At 72.6% G+C, this 20,368-nt stretch carries 18 protein-coding genes and 1 riboswitch; of the genes, 8 read left to right on the top strand and 10 right to left on the bottom strand.

Annotated features, from left to right (window positions below):
* Positions 1 to 5 precede the first annotated feature (5 nt).
* The 3 genes from NNW99_RS13460 to NNW99_RS13450 are packed head-to-tail and all read left to right on the top strand — an operon-like array spanning position 6 to position 4,025.
* Positions 6 to 1,118, top strand: a complete 1,113-nt coding sequence (locus NNW99_RS13460) for a glycine betaine/L-proline ABC transporter ATP-binding protein (protein ID WP_215124261.1) — start codon at positions 6 to 8, stop codon at positions 1,116 to 1,118.
* Positions 1,118 to 3,067, top strand: coding sequence for a proline/glycine betaine ABC transporter permease (locus tag NNW99_RS13455; RefSeq protein WP_215119232.1), 1,950 nt, complete (start codon positions 1,118 to 1,120; stop codon positions 3,065 to 3,067). Before NNW99_RS13460 ends, NNW99_RS13455 begins: the two co-directional genes overlap by 1 nt.
* A gap of 1 nt (position 3,068) precedes the next feature.
* Positions 3,069 to 4,025, top strand: coding sequence for an ABC transporter substrate-binding protein (locus tag NNW99_RS13450; protein ID WP_215119227.1), 957 nt, complete (start codon positions 3,069 to 3,071; stop codon positions 4,023 to 4,025).
* Between the two features lie 4 nt (positions 4,026 to 4,029).
* Here the strand turns inward: NNW99_RS13450 and NNW99_RS13445 are convergent, their stop codons facing one another.
* From NNW99_RS13445 to NNW99_RS13435, 3 genes are read right to left on the bottom strand one after another with little or no spacing between them, the layout of a single operon-like run.
* Positions 4,030 to 4,746, bottom strand: a complete 717-nt coding sequence (locus NNW99_RS13445; protein ID WP_215119226.1) for an isocitrate lyase/phosphoenolpyruvate mutase family protein — start codon at positions 4,744 to 4,746, stop codon at positions 4,030 to 4,032.
* Positions 4,743 to 5,189 carry a carboxymuconolactone decarboxylase family protein gene (locus NNW99_RS13440; RefSeq protein ID WP_215119224.1) on the bottom strand — a complete coding sequence of 149 codons (447 nt, stop codon included), beginning with the start codon at positions 5,187 to 5,189 and terminating at the stop codon, positions 4,743 to 4,745. Before NNW99_RS13440 ends, NNW99_RS13445 begins: the two co-directional genes overlap by 4 nt.
* Positions 5,186 to 5,704: a carboxymuconolactone decarboxylase family protein gene (locus NNW99_RS13435; protein ID WP_215119222.1), complete on the bottom strand. Its 519-nt coding sequence runs from the start codon at positions 5,702 to 5,704 to the stop codon at positions 5,186 to 5,188. The genes NNW99_RS13440 and NNW99_RS13435 overlap by 4 nt, the downstream gene beginning before the upstream one ends.
* Positions 5,705 to 5,751: 47 nt before the next feature.
* On the opposite strand from NNW99_RS13435, the gene NNW99_RS13430 reads away from it, so the two are divergent.
* On the top strand, positions 5,752 to 7,140 hold the full coding sequence (locus NNW99_RS13430) for a PLP-dependent aminotransferase family protein (RefSeq protein ID WP_215119220.1): 1,389 nt from the start codon (positions 5,752 to 5,754) through the stop codon (positions 7,138 to 7,140).
* 49 nt (positions 7,141 to 7,189) lie between these two features.
* Positions 7,190 to 7,657: a carboxymuconolactone decarboxylase family protein gene (locus tag NNW99_RS13425; RefSeq protein ID WP_215119219.1), complete on the top strand. Its 468-nt coding sequence runs from the start codon at positions 7,190 to 7,192 to the stop codon at positions 7,655 to 7,657.
* A gap of 64 nt (positions 7,658 to 7,721) precedes the next feature.
* On the opposite strand, the gene NNW99_RS13420 is transcribed toward NNW99_RS13425, so the two are convergent.
* The 7 genes from NNW99_RS13420 to NNW99_RS13390 all read right to left on the bottom strand — a co-directional run bounded on the left by NNW99_RS13420 (position 7,722) and on the right by NNW99_RS13390 (position 16,982).
* Positions 7,722 to 8,519: an aminotransferase class IV gene (locus NNW99_RS13420; RefSeq protein ID WP_215124260.1), complete on the bottom strand. Its 798-nt coding sequence runs from the start codon at positions 8,517 to 8,519 to the stop codon at positions 7,722 to 7,724.
* Positions 8,520 to 8,532: 13 nt separating this feature from the next.
* Positions 8,533 to 9,711 carry an FAD-dependent monooxygenase gene (locus tag NNW99_RS13415; protein WP_215119215.1) on the bottom strand — a complete coding sequence of 393 codons (1,179 nt, stop codon included), beginning with the start codon at positions 9,709 to 9,711 and terminating at the stop codon, positions 8,533 to 8,535.
* Positions 9,708 to 11,297: a class I adenylate-forming enzyme family protein gene (locus NNW99_RS13410; protein ID WP_215119212.1), complete on the bottom strand. Its 1,590-nt coding sequence runs from the start codon at positions 11,295 to 11,297 to the stop codon at positions 9,708 to 9,710. The genes NNW99_RS13415 and NNW99_RS13410 overlap by 4 nt, the downstream gene beginning before the upstream one ends.
* 23 nt (positions 11,298 to 11,320) lie before the next feature.
* The gene (locus NNW99_RS13405) at positions 11,321 to 12,853 is read right to left on the bottom strand and encodes an AMP-binding protein (protein WP_215124259.1); all 1,533 of its coding nucleotides are present in this window, start codon (positions 12,851 to 12,853) and stop codon (positions 11,321 to 11,323) included.
* 17 nt (positions 12,854 to 12,870) lie between these two features.
* Positions 12,871 to 15,336, bottom strand: a complete 2,466-nt coding sequence (gene pabB, locus NNW99_RS13400; protein ID WP_215119210.1) for an aminodeoxychorismate synthase component I — start codon at positions 15,334 to 15,336, stop codon at positions 12,871 to 12,873.
* A gap of 30 nt (positions 15,337 to 15,366) precedes the next feature.
* Positions 15,367 to 15,981, bottom strand: a complete 615-nt coding sequence (locus NNW99_RS13395; RefSeq protein ID WP_370869136.1) for an antibiotic biosynthesis monooxygenase — start codon at positions 15,979 to 15,981, stop codon at positions 15,367 to 15,369.
* A 131-nt stretch (positions 15,982 to 16,112) separates the two neighbouring features.
* Positions 16,113 to 16,982 carry a DMT family transporter gene (locus NNW99_RS13390; protein WP_215124258.1) on the bottom strand — a complete coding sequence of 290 codons (870 nt, stop codon included), beginning with the start codon at positions 16,980 to 16,982 and terminating at the stop codon, positions 16,113 to 16,115.
* A 162-nt stretch (positions 16,983 to 17,144) separates the two neighbouring features.
* On the opposite strand from NNW99_RS13390, the gene NNW99_RS13385 reads away from it, so the two are divergent.
* The 3 genes from NNW99_RS13385 to NNW99_RS13375 all read left to right on the top strand — a co-directional run bounded on the left by NNW99_RS13385 (position 17,145) and on the right by NNW99_RS13375 (position 20,348).
* Positions 17,145 to 17,513 carry a hypothetical protein gene (locus NNW99_RS13385; RefSeq protein WP_215119207.1) on the top strand — a complete coding sequence of 123 codons (369 nt, stop codon included), beginning with the start codon at positions 17,145 to 17,147 and terminating at the stop codon, positions 17,511 to 17,513.
* Between the two features lie 14 nt (positions 17,514 to 17,527).
* Complete coding sequence (locus tag NNW99_RS13380; RefSeq protein WP_215119205.1) at positions 17,528 to 18,709, top strand: glutathionylspermidine synthase family protein; 1,182 nt, start codon at positions 17,528 to 17,530, stop codon at positions 18,707 to 18,709.
* Positions 18,710 to 18,784: 75 nt separating this feature from the next.
* Positions 18,785 to 18,870: riboswitch (ZMP/ZTP riboswitch) on the top strand.
* Positions 18,852 to 20,348 (top strand): glycine hydroxymethyltransferase, encoded by a 1,497-nt coding sequence (locus NNW99_RS13375; protein WP_215119203.1) that lies wholly within the window; start codon positions 18,852 to 18,854, stop codon positions 20,346 to 20,348. It overlaps the preceding riboswitch by 19 nt.
* Positions 20,349 to 20,368: the final 20 nt, after the last annotated feature.

Here is a 20,368-nt window from a genome sequence, read left to right as displayed (position 1 = left end):
CCGAGATGACCGAGATCCCGACCCTCGAACCCCCCACGGAGCAGACCATGGACACCACCCCCGTCTTCTCGGTGGAGGGCCTGTGGAAGGTGTTCGGCCCCAAGGCCGAGCGCGTTCCCGCCGACCCCGAGCTCACCGCCCTCGACCCCGCCGAGCTGCGCTCCCGCACCGGCTGCACGGCCGCCGTCCGCGACGTCAGCTTCGATGTGCGCAAGGGCGAGGTATTCGTCGTCATGGGCCTGTCCGGCTCCGGCAAGTCCACGCTGGTGCGCTGTCTGACCCGGCTCATCGAGCCGACGGCCGGCACCATCGCCATCGATGGCGAGGACGTCCGCGCCATGGACCGCTCCCGGCTGCGCGAACTGCGCCGCCACCGCGCCGCCATGGTCTTCCAGCACTTCGGCCTGCTGCCGCACCGCACGGTCCTCGACAACGTCGCCTACGGCCTGGAGATCCAGGGCATGGGCAAGGCCGAGCGCCGTGAGCGCGCCGCCGAGGTCGTCGCCAAGGTCGGTCTGGAAGGCATGGAGCACCGCCGCCCCAGCCAGCTCTCCGGCGGCCAGCGGCAGCGCGTCGGCCTCGCCCGCGCGCTCGCCGTCGACCCCGCGGTCCTGCTCTTCGACGAGCCGTTCAGCGCCCTCGACCCGCTCATCCGGCGCGAGATGCAGGAGGAGGTCGTCCGGCTGCACCGCGAAGAGGGCCGCACGATGGTCTTCATCACCCACGACCTCCAGGAGGCCCTCAAGCTGGGCGACCGCATCGCCCTGATGCGCGACGGCCGGGTCGTGCAGCTCGGCACGCCCGAGGAGATCGTGGGCTCGCCCGCCGACGACTACGTCCGCGAGTTCGTCCGGGACGTCCCGCGCGAGCAGGTCCTCACCGTCCGCACGGCGATGCGCAACCCCTCGGCCGACCAGGACGGCAGCGGACCGGCCGTCCGGCCCGACGCGACCGTCTCCGAGGCGATCGAGGCGGTCGCCCGCGCCGGCGCCCCGGCCCGGGTCGTGGACGAGGGCCGCTGCGTGGGCGTCGTCGACTCCGACACGCTGCTCGGTGTCGTCGCCGGCACGGAGCAGCCAGCTCCGCCCGGGACGGAGAAGTCCAAGGAGGCGGTGTGATGGCGACCATCACCGCGTCCCCGCCCCGCGTGGGCCTGCCCGCCCTCCTCAAGAGCCCCGCCGTCCGCAAGCTGCTGCTGCTCGCCCTGGCCGCCGCGATCCTCGTGCCGCTGGCGAACGCCCGCTGGGCGAGCGGCAGCTGGCCGACCGCCCTGACCGTCGACTTCTCCGAGCCGCTCGCCAAGGCCAGCGACTGGATCATCGACAACCGCGACAGCCACCCGCTGTTCCTGTACTTCTTCGGCCACGTCAGCAATGTCGTCGTCATCGCCGTACGAGCCGTCTACCTCGGCCTCCTGGCTGTCGGCTGGGCGGGCGTCACGGCCCTCGGCGCGCTGGTCGCCTGGCGCGTCGCGGGCGTCCGGCTCGCGCTCGGCACGGGCGTCGCGTTCCTGGCCTGCGGCCTGCTCGGCATGTGGGTGCCGACCATGCAGACGCTCGCCCTGATGGTCGTCGCGGTCCTCGCGTCGGTCCTCGTGGGCGCAGTGCTCGGGCTCGCCGCCGGGCTCTCCGACCGGATGGACCGCGTCCTGCGCCCGGTCCTGGACACCATGCAGGTGCTCCCGGCCTTCGCCTATCTGCTGCCCGTCGTGCTGGTCTTCGGCATCGGCGTCCCGGCGGCCGTCCTGGCCACCGTCATCTACGCCGCCCCGCCCATGGCCCGGCTCACCTCGCTCGGTCTGCGCGGAGCCGACAAGGAGGTGCTGGAGGCGGTCGAGTCGCTCGGCTCCACCGCGCGCCAGCGGCTGCTGACGGCCCGTATCCCGCTGGCCCGCAAGGAACTCCTGCTCGGCCTCAACCAGACCATCATGATGGCGCTGTCGATGGCCGTCATCGCGGCCGTCATCGGCGCGGGCGGTCTCGGTGACCGCGTCTACCAGGCGCTGGCCTCGGTCGACGTCGGTGCCGCGCTCGCCGCCGGTATCCCGATCGTGCTGCTGGCCGTCGTCCTGGACCGCGTCACGGGCGCGGCGGGGGAGCGGCTCGGCGCCGAACCGGAGCCCCGGCAGGGACTCGGCTGGCTGTACGCCCTGGTCGCCTTCGCCGCCGTGGCGGTCGCCGGGCGTCTCGTCGGCCGGCTCGACTGGCCCGAGTCGTGGGTCGTCGGCATCGCCGAGCCCGTCAACCGCGCGGTCGACTGGATGACCGCGCATCTCTACTCCGGCGTCCCCGTCATCGGCGGCACCGCCGACTGGGCCGGCCACTTCACCACCTGGGTCCTCGACCCGATGCGCGACGGCCTGCAAGGGCTGCCCTGGTGGTCGGTGCTGCTGATCGTCGCCGCCCTGGCCTGGGTGATCGGCACCTGGCGCACCGCGCTCACCGCCGTCCTCGCCATGGCCGCGATCGGCGCCCTCGGCGTCTGGAAGCCCTCCCTCGACACCCTGTCGCAGGTCCTCGCCGCCGTCGCCGTCACCCTCGTCCTCGGCTTCGCCACCGGCATCGCGGCGGCCCGCAGCGACCGTCTGGAGCGGCTGCTGCGTCCCGTCCTCGACGTGTTCCAGACGATGCCGCAGTTCGTGTACCTGATCCCGGTCGTCGCCCTGTTCGGCGTCGGCCGCGCCCCGGCCGTCGCGGCCGCGATCGTCTACGCGCTGCCGGCCGTCGTCCGCATCACCACCCAGGGCCTGCGCCAGGTCGACCCGGCCGCGCTGGAGTCCTCCAGCTCGCTCGGCGCGACCAGCTGGCAGCAGCTGCGGCAGGTCCAGCTCCCGCTGGCCCGCCCGGCGCTGCTCCTCGCCGTCAACCAGGGCCTCGTCCTGGTCCTCGCCGTCGTCGTCATCGGCGGCCTGGTCGGCGGTGGCGCGCTCGGCTACGACGTGGTCTTCGGCCTCGCCCAGGGCGACCTGGCGACCGGTCTGGTGGCCGGCGGGGCGATCGTCTGCCTCGGCCTGATGCTCGACCGGGTGACCCAGCCCACCGAGCGACGTGCGAAGAAGGGAGCGTGACATGCGAGTCCGTACGACTGCCCTGATCGCCGCCGTGGGTTCCCTGGCGCTGCTCACCGGCTGCGGCGCCGCCGACATGACCAAGCAGGCCTCGCCCTTCGCCAACGCGCAGGGCGCCAAGTCCGTGACCCTGTCCGTGCAGTCCTGGGTGGGCGCGCAGGCCAATGTGGCCGTCGCCCAGTACCTCCTGGAGCACGAGCTGGGCTACCGCGTCGACACCGTCCAGGTCGACGAGGTGCCCGCCTGGGACGCCCTCAGCCAGGGCCGCGTCGACGCGCTCCTGGAGGACTGGGGCCACCCCGAGCAGGAGCAGCGCTACGTCAAGGACAAGAAGACGATCGCGCCCGGCGGCGGACTCGGCGTCACCGGCCACATCGGCTGGTTCGTCCCGACGTACTTCGCCAAGAAGCACCCGGACATCACGAACTGGAAGAACCTCAACAAGTACGCCGATCAGTTCCGCACCCCGGAGAGCGGCAGCAAGGGCCAGCTGATGGACGGTTCGCCGTCCTATGTCACCAACGACAAGGCGCTGGTGAAGAACCTGAAGCTGGACTACCAGGTGGTGTTCGCCGGCTCCGAGGCGGCGCAGATCACCCAGATGAAGCAGTTCGCCAAGGAGAAGAAGCCCTTCCTCACCTACTGGTACTCCCCGCAGTGGCTGTTCAAGAAGGTCCCGATGACCGAGGTGAAGCTGCCGGAGTACAAGGAGGGCTGCGACGCCGACCTGGAGAAGGTCGCCTGCGCCTACCCGCACACGCCGCTGCAGAAGTACCTCAACGCGGACTTCGCCAAGAACGGCGGCAAGGCGGCGGCCTTCCTGAAGAAGTTCAAGTGGACGACCGAGGACCAGAACGAGGTCTCCCTGATGATCGCCGACAAGAAGATGACCCCGGAGGACGCGGCGAAGAAGTGGGTGGACAGCCACAAGTCCACCTGGAAGAAGTGGCTGTCCTGACGTCCTACGTCAACTGAGCGGCGATCTCCCGCAGGGCCCGTGCGGCCCGCCGCTGGAGTCGCGGCCCGAAGGTGATCCGGGTGGCCCCTCGCGCGCCGAGTTCGGCGGGTGAGGGGCCTTCGTCCGTCGGGGCCCCGATGTTGATCGGCCCCTGCGTCCCGGCCCGCAGCAGCGGCAGCACCTCGTACGGGGCCCCGATCGGATAGACGCAGTCGGCGCCCGCGGCGACGTACAACGCGGCCCGCTCGATGGCCCGTCCGGGATCGGCCACCCCGCAGGAGAAGGTGTCCACACGGGCGTTCACGAAGAGCCGGTCACCGGCCGCCGCCCGCACCTCGGCCAGCCAGTCGGCGTGTGCGCGCGGGTCCTTGAGCACCCCGTCCTCGGAGTCCTCCAGATTGCAGCCCACCGCCCCCGTCTCCAGCAGCCGCTCCACCAGCTCCTTCGGGGCGAGTCCATAGCCGCCCTCGACGTCCGCCGACACCGGCACGTCGACGGCCCGGACGATCCGGGCGACCGCGGCGAACATCTCGTCGGCCGGGGTCCGCCCGTCCTCGTACCCGAGGGACGCGGCGACCCCGGCGCTGGGCGTGGCGAGCGCGGGGAAGCCCGCCTCCTCGAACACCCGCGCACTGGCCGCGTCCCAGGGACCGGGCAGCACGAGCGGATCACCGGGCACCCGGTGGTGGTGCAGGGCGCGGAACACTTCGGCCTTGCTCATGGCGTGTGACCCCCCGGCGGGATCCGGCGGCTCACCATCACCCGGTTCCAGTTGTTGATGGCGACGACCAGCCCGATCAGATGGGCCAGCCGGGCCTCGTCGAAGTGCTTGGCGGCGTTCTCGTACACCTCGTCGGGCACGGAGCCCTCCGTCAGCAGGGTCACCGCCTCCGTCAGCGCCAGCGCGGCCCGCTCCCGCTCGTCGAAGACGTCCTCGGCCTCCTCCCACGCGGCCAGCAGGTCGAGCTGCTTCTCACTCACCCCGTACTCGCGGGCGAGCGCGAGATGCATGTCGAGGCAGAACGCGCAGTGGTTGAGCTGCGAGGCGCGGATCACGACGAGTTCGGCGAGCGCCGGGTCGCCGAGGCCCCGCTTGGCGACCTTGCTGAGGGCGGCCATGGCCCCGCCGACCGCCGGGTCGAGCAGCCGGGTCCGGGGCGTCACTTGTACTGGCCCGGCTGGTAGTGCCCCGGGGCCATCCGGCAGGTCACGCCGAACCGGTTCCAGGCGTTGATCACCGTGATCGCGGCGATCAGCTGCGCCAGCTCCGCCTCCTCGAAGTGCCGCGCGGCCCGCTCGTACACCGCGTCCGGCACGAAACCGTCCGTCAGGACCGTCACGGCCTCCGTCAGCTCCAGCGCCGCGAGCTCCTTCTCGGTGTAGAAGTGCCGCGACTCGTCCCAGGCGCCGAGCTGCATGATCCGCTCGACGCTCTCACCCGCCGCGAGGGCGTCCTTGGTGTGCATGTCGATGCAGAAGGCGCAGTGGTTGACCTGCGAGGCGCGGATCTTCACCAGCTCGTACAGCGTGTGGTCCAGGCCCTGCCGGGCGGCGGTGTCGAGCCGGACCATCGCCTTGTAGACGTCGGGCGCGTGCTTGGCCCACTCCAGGCGGGCGGGCCGCTCGGCGGCGTACTCCGCACTGGTCGCGGGCGTCGTGTCATCGGTGTGCGTGGTCATGCCCTCGACCCTAGGAAGGAAGCAGCCCAGGGGTATGGTCCATTTCCATGGCGGAACCATGGGCCACTCTGGGCATCGACCTGCATGTGGAGCCGACCGGCCCGGGCCTGCGCCGGGGGCTGACCGACGCCCTGCGCGAGGCGGTGCGCTCCGGCCGGCTGGCCCCCGGCACCCGGCTGCCCTCCTCCCGCGCGCTCGCCGCCGACCTGGGCATCGCCCGCAACACGGTCGCCGACGCCTACGCCGACCTGGCCGCCGAGGGCTGGCTCACCGCCCGGCAGGGCTCGGGGACCCGGGTCGCCGAGCGGACGGTCGTCCCGCCGGCCGGTACGGCACCCCACCCCCGCGCCCGCACCCGCCCGGCCTACGACCTGCGCCCCGGCAGCCCCGACCTCGCTTCCTTCCCGCGCGCCGAGTGGCTCAAGGCCGCCCGCCGCGCCCTCACCGCCGCCCCGTACGACGCGCTGGACTACGGCGACCCCCGGGGCCGCCCGGAGCTGCGGGCCGCGCTCGCCGGCTATCTGTCCCGGGCCCGGGGCGTACGCGCCGACCCCGAACGGATCGTGGTGTGCGCCGGGTTCGCGCACGGTCTGAAGCTGCTCGGCACGGTCCTGCGGGCACGCGGGGCTCGGACCGTCGCGGTCGAGTCGTACGGGCTCGACGTGCACGGCAGGCTCCTCGCCGCGTCCGGCCTGGACACCACCCCGCTGCCCTTCGACGGACTGGGCACGGACCCCGGCGAGTTGTCGGGCGCCGACGCCATCCTGCTCACCCCCGCCCATCAGTTCCCCATGGGCGTGCCCCTGCACCGCGATCGCCGTACGGCCGTCGTGGACTGGGCGCGCCGCACCGGCGGGCTGGTGCTGGAGGACGACTACGACGGTGAGTTCCGCTACGACCGTCAGCCCGTGGGCGCGCTCCAGGGCCTGGACCCCGACCGGGTGATCTACCTCGGCACCGCCAGCAAGTCCCTCGCCCCCGGGCTGCGGCTGGCCTGGATGGTGCTGCCGCCCGGCCTCGCCGAGGAGGTCGCGGCGGCGAAGGGCGGCGTCGACACCTGCGGAGTCCTGGACCAGCTCACCCTGGCCGAGTTCCTCGCCTCCGGGGCCTACGACCGCCATGTGCGCGCGACCCGCCTGCGCTACCGGCGCCGCCGGGACGCCCTGGTCGCCGCCGTCGCCGCCCGCGCTCCCGGGGCCCGGGTCACCGGCATCGCGGCCGGGCTGCACGTCCTGCTGCGGCTGCCGCCCGGCACCGAGCAGTCGGTGGTCCAGGCGGCCCACTGGCGGGGGCTCGCGCTCCACGGACTCGCCCGCTACACCCACCCCGCCGCGCAGGCCGCTCCGGTCGACGCCCTGGTCGTCGGATACGGCACACCCCCGGACCACGCCTGGTCCGGGGCGCTGGACGCGCTGTGCGCGGTACTGCCCGGATAATCGCGCGAATTCCCCATCCATAATGCGCTCGTGAGGATATGGTCACCTCATGAGTGAAAGCCCTTCCCTATCCCGCGTCGCGCTGAAGAAAATCACCCCGGACGTCTCCGTCGCCATGGGTTCCCTGCACGCCGCCGCCGTTTCCGCGGCGCAGGACGCAAAAGTCGAACCGGAACTGCTCGAACTGGTCAGGATCCGCGCCTCGCAGATCAACGGCTGCGCGTTCTGCCTCGACCTGCACACCAAGGACGCCCGCGCCCAGGGCGAGACCGAGCAGCGCCTGTACACCCTGAACGCCTGGCGGGAGACGCCCTTCTTCACCGAGCGGGAGCGCGCAGCGCTGGCGCTGACCGAGGCCGTGACCCTGGTCCACGACGGTCGCGTCCCGGACGCGGTGTACGCCGAGGCGGCCGAGGTCTTCGACGAGAACCAGATCGCGGCATTGATCTGGGCGGCCACCGTCATCAATGCCTACAACCGCATCGCGATAGCCACGCGTATGGTGCCGAAGAACTGAAACAGAGCAGCGAAAATAACGCCGGGTCGAATTCTTCGGCCCGGCGTCTTCATGGCCTGTTGATTCAGCTCGGCAGCGGCTCCATAAGGCCGTCCAGCCAGGTCCGCCATTCCCCGGCCCGCTCCACCGGAGGCACCCGCATCGGGCGTCCCGTCCAGCCCGTCACGGGCCGGATCCCGTGCAGCGCGTTCACCAGCCACACCTCACGGCCGTCCAGCTCGGCCACGGTCCGCTCGCGGTGCGCGACCCGGATCCCGGACCGCAGCGCCCGCTCCTGGATCAGCCCGGCCGTCACACCCGGCAGCACGGGCAGCCCGGGCGGGGGCAGGCACAGGGTGTCGTCCTCCCACCACAGCACGCTCGCGGTGGCCGACTCCAGCACCGTGCCCGAGGGCGCGATCAGCACCGCCTCCTCCGCGCCCTCGCCCACGGCCCGGCTGCGCACCCGGGCCAGGGTCTCCAGGTCCGGGCCCTTGCGGCGGGGCACGGTCCGCGGGTCGGGCTGGCCCGCCGCCCACAGCCGGATCTCGGAGCCGAGCGGCGGGGCGGGCCGCACCAGCAGCCGCAACTCCAGGGAGCCCGCCGCGAGTTCCACCCGCGGGAACCACTCGCCCGTGCGCGGCAGCGCGGCGGTCACGTCCTGCCAGAACGCGACGAGCCGGCGCGGCTCCGGCCCGCCGCACTCGACGCAGGACCGCGAGAACCGCTCCCGGTGCCGGGCATAGGCTCGCACCCGGCCCTTGCGCAGCAGCCACGAGTCCGCGACGAGCAGCCGCCCCCCGGCCTCCTGGTCCGGGGCGGGCGCCAGGCCACGGCCGGGCGTCCACGTCCACACGCCTTCCGCCACCGCCGGTCGAGTCACCACCCGCTCCTCCTCAGTACTTGCGGCCCGCGACGGCCGGCGCCCCGTTCCGGGGCCCGTACGGCGCGTGCTCCAGCCACGATCCGCACCACGGCAGCACCGGCGCCAGGGCCGCCGCCGCACGCTGTCTGACCCGGACGGTACGGCGGTGCGGCCGCAGATGGTCCAGGGCCGTACCGGCGGCGGCGCTGTTGAACAGGCCCGCCGCCCGCCGCACCTCGGCGAAGCGCGCGACCGCCTCGCCGGTCCCCGCGGCGATCGCCTCGGCGGCGGCCGCCGCGTCCGCGATCCCGCTGTTCATGCCGCGTGCCCCGAACGGCGGGAAGAGATGCGCCGCCTCCCCGGCCAGCAGCACCCGCCCGTGCGGGTCGGTGAACGAGGCCGCCACCTTGCGCAGGAAGCGGTACGTCGACACCCACATGATCCGCTCGCCGTAGCCGTCCCCGACGACCCCGGGCAGCCAGCGCCGTACGGCCTCCTCGGTGCCGTACTCCTCCTGCGCGTCGTCGTCCCGGCACTGCAGGTCGACCTGGAAGCCGCCGGTGAACGGCACCCGCATCACACTGCGCCCGCCGACCCCGGGATGCTCGTAGTGGAAGACCCGCTCCAGCGGCAGCTCCGCGCCCGGCACGTCGGCGACGTCCACCACGACATGGAAGCCCTCGCCGTGCGTGCCCTCCATGGGGATGCCCAGCTCGCGCCGGACCGCCGAGCGGGCGCCGTCGGCGGCCACGGCGTACGCGCCCGTCCACACCCGCCCGTCCTCGCCCGTCAGCCGGACCTCCGTCTCCGAGGTGCTCAGGCCCGCCACCCGCGCGCCCCACACGAACTCGACTCCGGCGCCTTCGCAGGCCGCGCGCAGGAACCGTTCGGTGTCCGTCTGGCGCAGGCTGGTGAAGGGCGGCGGTCCGGACGGCGGCGGGAAGGTGCGGGCGTAGACCTCACGCCCCCGGTAGAGGGTGCGCCGGGTGTGCCAGGTCCGCCCGTACGAGGTGATCTCGGCGGCGAGGCCGGGCAGCATCGCGTCCAGCAGGCCGAGGGTCTCCCGGTGCACGAACAGGGCCCTGCTGCCCGGCCGTTCCCGGTCCTCCGGGTCGGCCTCCAGCACCACGACCGGGATTCCGTGCCCGCGCAGCGCCAGAGCCGCCGACAGGCCCACGGGTCCGGCGCCCACGACCACGACCAGGCTCATGCGCGGGCGCCTTCGGCCCTGCTCCCGGCCAGCATCCGGGCGATCTCCACGCGCTTGACCTTCCACGTCGCGGTCATCGGCAGATCCTCGAACCGCCACTGCCGCGGCTCGGCCATCGCCGGCAGCCCCGCCGTCGCCTGCCGCCAGCGCTCCGGGTCCAGGGGCCGCTCGCCGCGCACGCACACCACCGGCACCGGCTCGCGGTCCGCGCCCGGCACGATGACGACCTCGCGCAGCTCCTCCAGGCGGGACATCAGCGCGTCCTCGACCTCCAGATTGCTGTGCACGGCGTCGATCCGGTCCACCTCACGGTCGATCAGGTACAGCGAGCCCAGGCGGCTGCGGTAGCCCATGTCGCCCATCTCCCACCAGCCGTCGGTGAGCTGACGGTCGTAGCGCTCCGGCATGCCCAGGTAGGTGAGGATGCGGCCCCGGGTGCGGGCCTCGATCCGGCCGGGCGTGCCGGGCGCGACCGGTCTGCCCTCGGCGTCGGTGACCCGGACCCGGGTGAAGCCGGGTATCCCGATCCCGACCCGGCGCCCGTCCACCCGGGCGGCACCGCGCCGGGTCACCACCTGGAACGCCACCGGGCCCGTCTCGCTCTGCCCGTACAACTGGATCAGCCAGGGCGTACGCCGCCGGGACGCCCCCAGCAGCCGCCGTACGGTGCGCGGATGGATCGCGTCGAACGTGGAGCCGTACGACCTCACCCGGGACAGCGGGGCCCCGGGCGCGTCGGCCAGCTCCTCCCACAGTACGAAAGTGTTGGGATGCGTCTCCACGATCCCGGGCCGGTGCCGGACCAGCAGCGGGCCCACCGCGGCCGGGTCCGGGTCGGTGATCAGCACGAGCGGGCTGCCGAAGTGCAGCAGGACGCCGAGCAGATGGTAGAAGCGCGAGTGCACGAACGACATGTGCAGCGCCGCCGGCTCGCCCCGGGTGGGCCAGCCCATCGCCTGCTGCGGCACGAGCCGGTTCCACATGGTCTGCGCGCAGTGCACGGCCAGCTTCGGCACCCCGGTGGTGCCCGAGCTGTGGGTGATCAGGGCGGGTTCGCGGGGGTGGAGCCGGACCGGCGGGGGCGGCTCGGCGCCGGCGTACGTCGCCAGGGGCTCCGCCCCGGACGCGTCGTCCACGGAGAGCGTCCGCCGCACGAGCCCGTCCAGGGCGAGGTCCTTCAGCCCGTCCAGGGTGGCGCTGTCGGTGATCAGCCAGGGGCGGCGCAGCCGCGCGAGGAGCTGCCCGGCGATCTGCGGGGCCAGCGTGGGCGACAGCAGCACGGGCACGGCGCCGATCCTGGCGGCGGCGCAGGTCAGCAGCATGATGTCGACGTTGTCGGCCTTGTGCACGACGACCTGCTCCGAGGGCCGCACCCCGGCCTCCCACAGCCGCCCGGACAGTTCCTCGACCACGTCGGCGAGCACGGTGTAGCTCAGGTCGACCCCGAGGGAGGGGTTGACGTCCAGCGACCGGTCCAGGGTGACGAAGACGGCCCCGTGGCGGTCGGCGGCACGCCGGAAGACCGGTCCCAGATAGAAGCCGCGATCGGCGAGCAGAGGCCGGGGCTGAGCCGGGGACTGTCGCATGAGGCCGTTCCTCTCCGTGGTGTTCACCAGGCACCCCGGCGCACCAGATGGCGGCGGAGTTTCCCGGTCGGGGTGCGCGGCAGCGACGGGACGAAGCTGACGCTGCGGGGGACCTTGAAGGCGGCGAGGCTCTCCCGCGCCAGGCCGATCAGCTCGTCCGGCAGACCGTCCCGCACGGCCGCGGCCGGCACCACGAAGGCCCGTAGCCGGCTCGCGCCCCGCCCGTCGGGCACGGCCGCGACCGCCACCTCCCGTACCGCCGGATGGCCGCGCAGCACGGCCTCCACCTCCAGCGGGGAGACGGTGATGCCGCCGACCATCTCCATGTCGTCGGCGCGGCCCAGATGCCGGTAGGAGCCGTCCGGTTCGCGGCACGCCCGGTCGTGGGTGGCCAGCCAGCCGCCGACCAGGGTCCGGGCGGTCTCCTCGGGCCGGTTCAGATAGCCCGGGGTGACCGTCGGCCCGCGCACCCACATCTCGCCCTCCTCGCCGTCCGGCACCGGGCGCCCGTCACGGCCGCGCAGCTCCACCTCGAAGCCGGGCACGGGACGGCCGACGGTCCCGGGGTGGTCGTGGGCGAAGCCGTTGGCGCAGAACGCGTGACCGGCCTCGGTGGAGCCGATCTGCTCCAGCACCGGCGCCCCGAGCAGCGCGGTGAGCTGCCGTGCGAGCCCGTCCGGCAGCCCCTCACCGGCCGACACCGCGGCCCTGACCGAGGCGAAGCAGCCCTCGTGCCCGTGGCCCCGCTCGGCGACCAGCGCGGCGTACGCGGACGGCACCGAGTAGAGCAGCGTCACCCGGTGCCGGGCGACCAGCTCGTCGATGCCGGCCGGGGTCGGACGCCGGTCCACCAGCACCGCGGACGAACCCGAGAACAGCGGGAAGACGAAAGCGTTGCCGAAGCCGTAGGCGAAGTACAGCTTCGACACCGACAGCGTGACGTCGTCCGCCGTGATCCGCAGCACCCGCCGGCCGACCAGGTCGTGGTACGTCCGGGGATCGCCGTGCGTGTGCACGACGCCCTTGGGGCGGCCCGTCGTACCGGAGGTGTACTGGATGTAGAGCGGGGCGTGCGCGTCGACCTGGTGCGTGGGCGCGGGCTCGGCGGCCGGGGCGAGTGCCATCAGCTGATCCGCTCCGAGGCAGGCCCGGCGGGCGAACCGCTCCTCCAGGCCCGGCCCCGTCACGCACAGCAGGGCCCCGGTGTCCTCGGTCAGGAACACATGGTCGGCCGCCGGGAGTTCGGGGTTGACCAGGACCGCGACGGCGCCGAGACGGGCAGTGGCGAGGAACGCCGTCACCCACGCGAGCGAGTCGGGCAGCGCCAGCAGTACCCGGTCCCCGGGGCGCACCCCGTGATCGGCGAGCACGGTGGCCGCCCGGGCCGCGAGGTCGTGCACCTCCCCATGGGTCCAGGCCCGGTGCCCCTGGTGAAACGCGGTCCGCCCGTTCCACCCACGCCGCTCGGCGAGCTCCGCGAGCTGGGCGGCCATGTTCCCGGGGGCCTCGGCCTCGGCCGGACCGAGGCCTTCCTGAAGCGTGGTCACACTGGTCATCTCGACCTGAGAACTGGTCATCGCCGGGCCTCCCCGCCCGCCCCGGCTCTGTCTCCCGGCGGGGTCTGACGCCGTATCCGGTCGGCCGTGTGCTGGTGCAGGGCGCGCATCGGGGCGGCGGTCTTCAGCAGCATCTCGTCGTACTCCGCCTCCGGATCGGAGCCGAGGACGATCGCGCCACCCGCGCCCAGATGCAGCTGGCCGTCGGCGAACACGGCGGTACGGATGACGATGTTGAGATCCGCGCCGCCGCCGCACCCGAAGTAGCCGAGGGCGCCGGAGTACACGCCCCGGGCCTCGGTCTCCAGCGAGTCGATGATCTCCAGCGTGCGCAGCTTCGGCGCGCCGGTCATCGACCCGCCGGGGAAGCAGGCCCGGACGCAGTCCACCGCGTCCGTGCCCGGCCGCAGCCGTCCCACCACGGTCGAGACGAGCTGATGCACCGTGGCGTAGGTCTCCGTGGCCATCAGCTTCGACACCCGTACCGACCCCGTCCTGCAGACCTGCCCCAGGTCGTTGCGGAGCAGATCGACGATCATCAGGTTCTCGGCCCGGGTCTTGTCGTCCGACGCGAGCGCGTCCCGCAGCCGGGCGTCCTCCTCCGGTCCGTCGCCTCGGGGCGCGGTCCCCTTGATGGGCCGGGCCTCGGCGGTACCGTCCCGGCCGATTTTCAGAAACCGCTCGGGCGAGGAACCGGCCACCTCCAGCCCGCCGAATCTCAGGAACGCCGCGTACGGGGCCGGGTTGTCGCGGCGCAGCGTCCGGTAGAACTCGAGCGCGTCGGGCGGAGCGGGTAAACGGGCGGCGTTCGTCAGGCACACCTCATAGCTGGTGCCGGCCCGCAACTCCCGCTGGCACGCCTCGATGTCCGCGAGATACGTCGCCCGGTCCCGTACGAGCCACGGCTCGGCGGCGCCGGGGTCGGCCGGGGCCGACGGCACGGGCAGTGGTGCCCGCTCCGTCGCCACACAGCTCAGCTCCGCCAGCGCGCCCTCCAGCCAGTCGGCGGCCTCGCGCGCCGCCTGCGGGGTGTCCTCCGCCAGGCATACGGCGTAGGTGAAGCCTTCCTCGTGGTCCACCGCGATCACCCGGTCGGCGAACAGCCAGGCGGCGTCCGGGGCGGGGGAGCGGTGCCGGTTGGGCGAGCCGCAGTCGGCCTTCACCTCGTAGCCGAGGTAGCCGACGTAGCCCCCGGTGAAGTCGAACGGCAACCCGGTCGCGTCCACCCACCGGTTCGTCAACTGCCGCTTCAGATAGTCGAAGACACTCGCCGAGACCTTCCGCACCGGCCGTCCGGCCCGCTCGATCTCACAGCGCCCGGCGGTGACGTCGTACCGCACGAACTCGGAGAGCGGCCCGCTGTCGTCCCCGAGGAACGAGAACCGCGACCGCCCGGGCTCGACCAGGGAGCTGTCCAGCCAGAACGCCCGCGCGGACCCGGCGAACATCCGGGTGAAGACCGCCTCGGTGTCGACGGCACCGGTGACCCGACGGGTGTGCAGCCGGTAGCCGACGCGCCCGGGGCGCCGGGGGCGGGGAATGGCGACGGTGGGAGGTGTGGGGGACAGGGGGGCGTCGTCGCCCGCGCCGGAACGGCCGGCCACAGCCTCTCCGGCGGGGTTCACCGCCGCCCGGGACATCGCCGAGACGGGAAAGACGGCCGCAGCCCGAGGACCCCCGGCCCGCAGCGGGCCCGCCACCGGCCCGGACCGACCACCGGCCTCGGCGCCGGAAACCCCCGCCGCCCGACCACTCAGCCGAGCCTCGGAAGCAGCCGCCGCCCGAGCACCGCGAGCCCCTGCCGGCCGCCGGACCCCCGCGTCGCACTCCGGCACCGACGCCCGGCGTCGGGTCGGTGCCTCGGGGGACGGCACCGCCGTGTTCTTCGTACGCAGCTTCCCCGCCCGCGCTGCGGTCAGGTTGCGGAAGTTCACGAGCATGCGGTGGCCGTACTCCGTGAGGACGGACTCCGGGTGGAACTGCACGCCCCACAGCGGCCGGTCGCGGTGCCGCAGCCCCATCAGGACGCCGTCCTCGGACCAGGCCGTGGCCTCCAGCGCCGGAGGCAAGGGCTCGCGCACGGCCAGTGAGTGATAGCGGACGGCGGTGAAATGCTGCGGCAGGCCCTGGAACAGATCCTGTTCGTCGTGCCGGATCGTGGAGAGATGCCCGTGGCGCGGCTGCGGAGCCGGCTCCACCAGACCCCGCTCCCCGAGCGCGATGCCCTGATGGCCGAGACACACACCGAGCACGGGAACCGGGGAGGACGCGAGCAGCCTGGTCCCGATGCCGAAGTCACGCGTGTCGCCCGGGTGCCCGGGGCCCGGGGACACCACCAGATTGTCGAACTCCCGGAGATCCGGAATCCCGTCGACGGGCGCGTCGTTACGGACGACCACCGGCTCCTCGCCATTGACCTCGGCGATGAGCTGGAACAGGTTGTACGTGTACGAGTCGTAATTGTCGATGAGCAGGGTCTTCACCCGCCCACCTCCCTCTGTTCGTTCGCGGACCTACGTGGTCCGGCGTTTGTGCCGCCCACGAAGCGCCTGAAGCGACGGGTACAGCCATTTCCTGAAGAAACGCTGGAGGCGCGGCATGAGAATCCAGGTGACAAGGGCGGTCACACACAGACATAACAACAGCGTGCGAATCAGTGCGTTGAGGTCACCGAGATAGGGAAGAACCGTCAGATTGAACAGGAGCACCGGAGGGAAAACCGCGCTCATATTCACGAACCACAGTTTCCATTTCTTCGGCGGTGCCGGTGGCGCGGGTGTCAGAGTCTGCGCTTCGAACCAGGCCCGGGCGCCCGGCACCCTCCGGCGCTCCGCCTCCCGGGCGACCCCCTCCAGCCGGGCGTCCCACTGTGTCCGGGAAAGCGATTGCTCCCAGGCCAGGGCCGACCCCTCGCTGGCGAAGCGATAGACGACATGCCACTCCGCGCCTCCGTCGACAAGTACCCCACCCCCCAGAAAACCCGGCTGTCGCGCGGTCGCGCCCAGCATGGCCCACCCCCAGGAGTGGAAGTCGGCCGCACGGCCCGGCGTCACGCGATAGGCCACGGTGACCGTGACGGGATTACTGGTCACGCCGTCCCATACGGAAAGCGGTTCCCGCGCGTTCAAGTTTCAACAAACAATTTTCCGGCCGCCCGGAAGTTGCCCGGAAGCCGCCAGGAAGAACCCCCGAAGCCCCCCGGAAGACGTCCGGATCGTGAGGCCTTACGGCAGGTGCGCACCCTGCGCGAAAGCCCAGCTCACTTCGGCGCGACCGCGTCCTCCCCGGCCTCCCCGGCCGCCCCGCCCTCGGCCTCCACCGGCGCCTCCCCGAACCGCGACAGCGCCAGCGCCCCGGCCACCGCCACCGCGAAACCGAGCACCGCCAGCCAGCCCAGCCCCTCCCGCGTACGGTCCCCGAGCCAGATCACGCCGATCAGCGCGGGCGCGACCGTCTCCCCGAGGACCAGCCCCGCGGTCGCCGTGGTCACAGAGCCGCGCTGCAGGGCCGAGGTCAGCAGCAGGAACGCGGCCCCGCCCCCGAGCACCAGCGCGTACGCCGCCGGGTTCGTGAAGAGTTCCCCGGGCGACAGCCCGTCGATGAGCCGGACCGCCACCTCCACCACCCCGAACCCGCAGCCGGCCCCCAGACCGAGCGCGAGCGCCCGCCCCCGCTCCGGCAGCCGTCCGCCCACCGCCCCGAGCAGCAGCACCCCGGCCGCCGCCCCGAGCATCGCCCACTTCAGCCAGCCCGGCCCGGACTCGTCGCCCTCCGCCCCGGACGCAAGACCCAGCAGCGCGAGCCCGGCGCACACCACCCCCACCGCGGCCCATTCCATCCGGCTCAGCCGCACCTTGAGCAGCCGCGCCGCGACCACCGCCGTCACCGCGAGGCTCGCGGCCAGCGCCGCCCCCACGGCGTAGATCGGCACCGACCGCAGCGCGATGATCTGGAGCAGGAAGCCGAGCCCGTCCAGCGCGAGCCCCACCAGATACCGCCACTGCCGCAGCGCCCGCCACAGCAGCGCCACGTCCCCGACCGGGCCGGTCGCCGCGACCGACCGCGCGGCCATCGCCTGCAACACCGTCGCCGTACCGAAGCAGACGGCGGCACCAAGGGCGCACAGCATTCCAAAGATCACAAAACGACAGTAGGGGAGGGGGCGCGGGCAGGGGGGCATGCGCGCCCGCTCTCACCCCTCTCTAGGCTGACCGCTCGGCAGTACACGGCGCGGTACCGAAGCGGTACCCGACGCCGTACACGACACGGAGAACACGGGGGAGAGACGAACATGGCCGAAACACGACGGCGACTGCGCTCCAGCACGGTGGTGCTGGGCGGCATGGGTGTCCTCGCGGCGGCCCTGTCGGCCTGCGGCTCCGACCCGGACCGCCGCTGTGTGGACCGGGACAGCTACGACTACATCAACGGTTACAAGATCGTCGCCGACAAGAACTGCGCCTCGTCCTCCTCGTCCGGCTCCTCCTACGGCAAGGGCAAGGGCGGCAAGAAGACCGGCAAGGCCAGGACCACGGACGCCGACTGGTACTACGACGCCGACGTCAACGCCGGCTGGGCCGACGACGGCACCTTCAGCCGCAGCGAGGCCGTCGACCGGGGCGGCTTCGGCTGCTCGGGCTCCGGCAGCGGCGGCGGCTGACCGGGCCCGCGCCGATGGAACGCCACACGATGGAGCCCCGCCCCGGCTGGCAGCAGACCGTCGAGGAACAGGGCCTGATCTACCCCCTGACCCGCTACCCCGACGACTCCCTGCGCCCCTACTGGGACGAGAGCGCGTACTACGTCTTCACCCTGCCGGAGATCGAGGCCCTGGAAGAGGTCGTCGAGGAACTCCACCGCATGTGCCTGGCGGCGGCCGCCCACATCGTCACCGAGGACCGTTTCGCCGACCTGGGCATCACCGACCCCCGCGTCGCCGAGGCGGTCGCCGAGTCCTGGCACCGCCGCGCCGAACTCCCCTCCCTCTACGGCCGTTTCGACCTCCGCTACGACGGAACCGGCCCGGCCAAGCTCCTGGAGTACAACGCCGACACCCCCACCTCGCTGGTGGAGGCCGCGTCACCCCAGTGGTTCTGGATGGAGGAGCGCTTCCCCGGCGCCGACCAGTGGAACTCCCTCCACGAGCGCCTGATCGACGCCTGGAAGAAGCAGGCCGGCCTCCTACCGCCCGGCAGCCCCCTGTACTTCGCGTACTCCTCCGCCGACGAGCTCGGCGAGGACATGATGACGGTCGCCTACCTCAAGGAGACGGCCGAGCAGGCGGGCCTGGAGACCGACTGGATCTCCATGGAGGAGATCGGCTGGGACCGCCTCTCCGGCCGCTTCGTCGACCAGCGCCTGCGCTTCATCCGCAGCGCCTTCAAGCTCTACCCCTGGGAGTGGCTCACCACCGACCGCTTCGCCGGCCATGTCCTGGACACCCTCGACAACGGCGGCGGCACGGGCTCCACCCTGTGGATCGAACCGGCCTGGAAGATGCTCCTCAGCAACAAGGCCCTGCTCGCCATCCTCTGGGAGCTCTACCCCGACCACCCCAACCTCCTCCCGGCCCACCTGGACGGCCCCCGCGACCTCCCCGCCCAGGGCTGGGTCGCCAAGCCCCTCCTCGGCCGAGAGGGCGCGGGCGTCACGATCCACCCCCCGGGCTCCGACCCCTTCGTCCGCGACGAGCCTTGCGTCTACCAGCAGCTCGCCCCCCTCCCGGACTTCGACGGCAACAGGGTGGTCCTGGGCGCCTGGATGGTGGAGAACGAGTCGGCGGGCCTGGGAATCAGAGAGTCCTCGGGCTTGATCACAGACGAGTACGCCCGCTTCCTGCCCCACGTGATCCTTTAGCGACCTGCTTCTAAGGGGCGCGGGGAACTGCGCGACCAGCCACAACGAAACCCGCACACACCGTCCGGTAGGCTGCCCGCGGGCCGTGACTGGCGCGCTGGGATGGACAAACCATCGGGGAGCGGCCCGAACGACAAGAGCCGTGCGCCTGGGCCGTACCGTGAACGCTGAACGCAACGTCCGGAGGTCCCCCATGCCCGAGCAACTCTCCCCCGCTTCCACCGCCTACCGCGCCGCCCTCGACGTCATCCGCACCGTCGAACCCCGCGTAGCGGACGCCATCGGCCAGGAGGTCGCCGACCAGCGCGAGATGCTCAAGCTGATCGCCTCCGAGAACTACGCCTCCCCGGCCACGCTCCTGACCATGGGCAACTGGTTCAGCGACAAGTACGCCGAGGGCACCATCGGCCGCCGCTTCTACGCCGGCTGCCGCAACGTCGACACCGTCGAGTCGCTGGCCGCCGAGCACGCCAAGGAGCTCTTCGGCGCCCGCCACGCCTACGTCCAGCCGCACTCCGGCATCGACGCCAACCTCGTCGCCTTCTGGGCCGTCCTCGGCGCCCGCGTCGAGGTGCCCTTCCTGGAGAAGACCGGCGTCCGCCAGATCAACGACCTCACGGACGCCGACTGGGCCGAGCTGCGCCAGGCCTTCGGCAACCAGCGCATGCTGGGCATGTCCCTGGACGCCGGCGGCCACCTCACCCACGGCTTCCGCCCCAACATCTCCGGCAAGATGTTCGACCAGCGCGCCTACGGCACGGACCCGGCCACGGGCCTGCTGGACTACGAGGCCGTGCGCGCCACCGCCCGCGAGTTCAAGCCGCTGATCATCGTCGCGGGCTACTCGGCCTACCCCCGCCTGGTGAACTTCCGGATCATGCGCGAGATCGCCGACGAGGTCGGCGCGACCCTCATGGTCGACATGGCGCACTTCGCCGGCCTGGTCGCGGGCAAGGTCCTGACCGGCGACTTCGACCCGGTCCCGCACGCGCAGATCGTGACGACGACCACGCACAAGTCGCTGCGCGGCCCGCGCGGCGGCATGGTCCTGTGCGACGACTCGCTCAAGGACCAGGTCGACCGCGGCTGCCCGATGGTCCTCGGCGGCCCGCTCCCGCACGTGATGGCCGCCAAGGCCGTCGCCCTCGCGGAGGCCCGCCAGGACTCCTTCCGCGACTACGCCCAGCGCATCGTCGACAACTCCCGCGCTCTCGCCGAGGGCCTGATGCGCCGCGGTGCCACGCTGGTCACGGGCGGCACGGACAACCACCTGAACCTGATCGACGTCGCTTCCTCCTACGGCCTCACCGGCCGCCAGGCCGAGGCCGCCCTGCTCGACTCGGGCATCGTCACCAACCGCAACGCGATCCCCTCCGACCCGAACGGCGCCTGGTACACGTCCGGCATCCGCATCGGCACCCCGGCCCTGACCACGCGCGGCCTCGGCACGGCGGAGATGGACGAGGTCGCGGGCCTGATCGACCGCGTCCTCACCAGCACGGAAGCGGGCACGACCAAGTCGGGCGCCCCCTCCAAGGCCCAGCACGTCCTGGACGCGAAGATCGCCGACGAGATCTCCCAGAGGGCGACGGACCTGGTCGCGGGCTTCCCGCTGTACCCCGAGATCGACCTCGGCTGACAAACGCCCTCAGGGGCAGC

Origin of the sequence: Streptomyces sp. CRCS-T-1 (genome assembly GCF_024442335.1) — a bacterium.
Classification (GTDB): domain Bacteria; phylum Actinomycetota; class Actinomycetes; order Streptomycetales; family Streptomycetaceae; genus Streptomyces; species Streptomyces koelreuteriae.
This window is presented reverse-complemented; position numbering and strand designations above follow the sequence as displayed.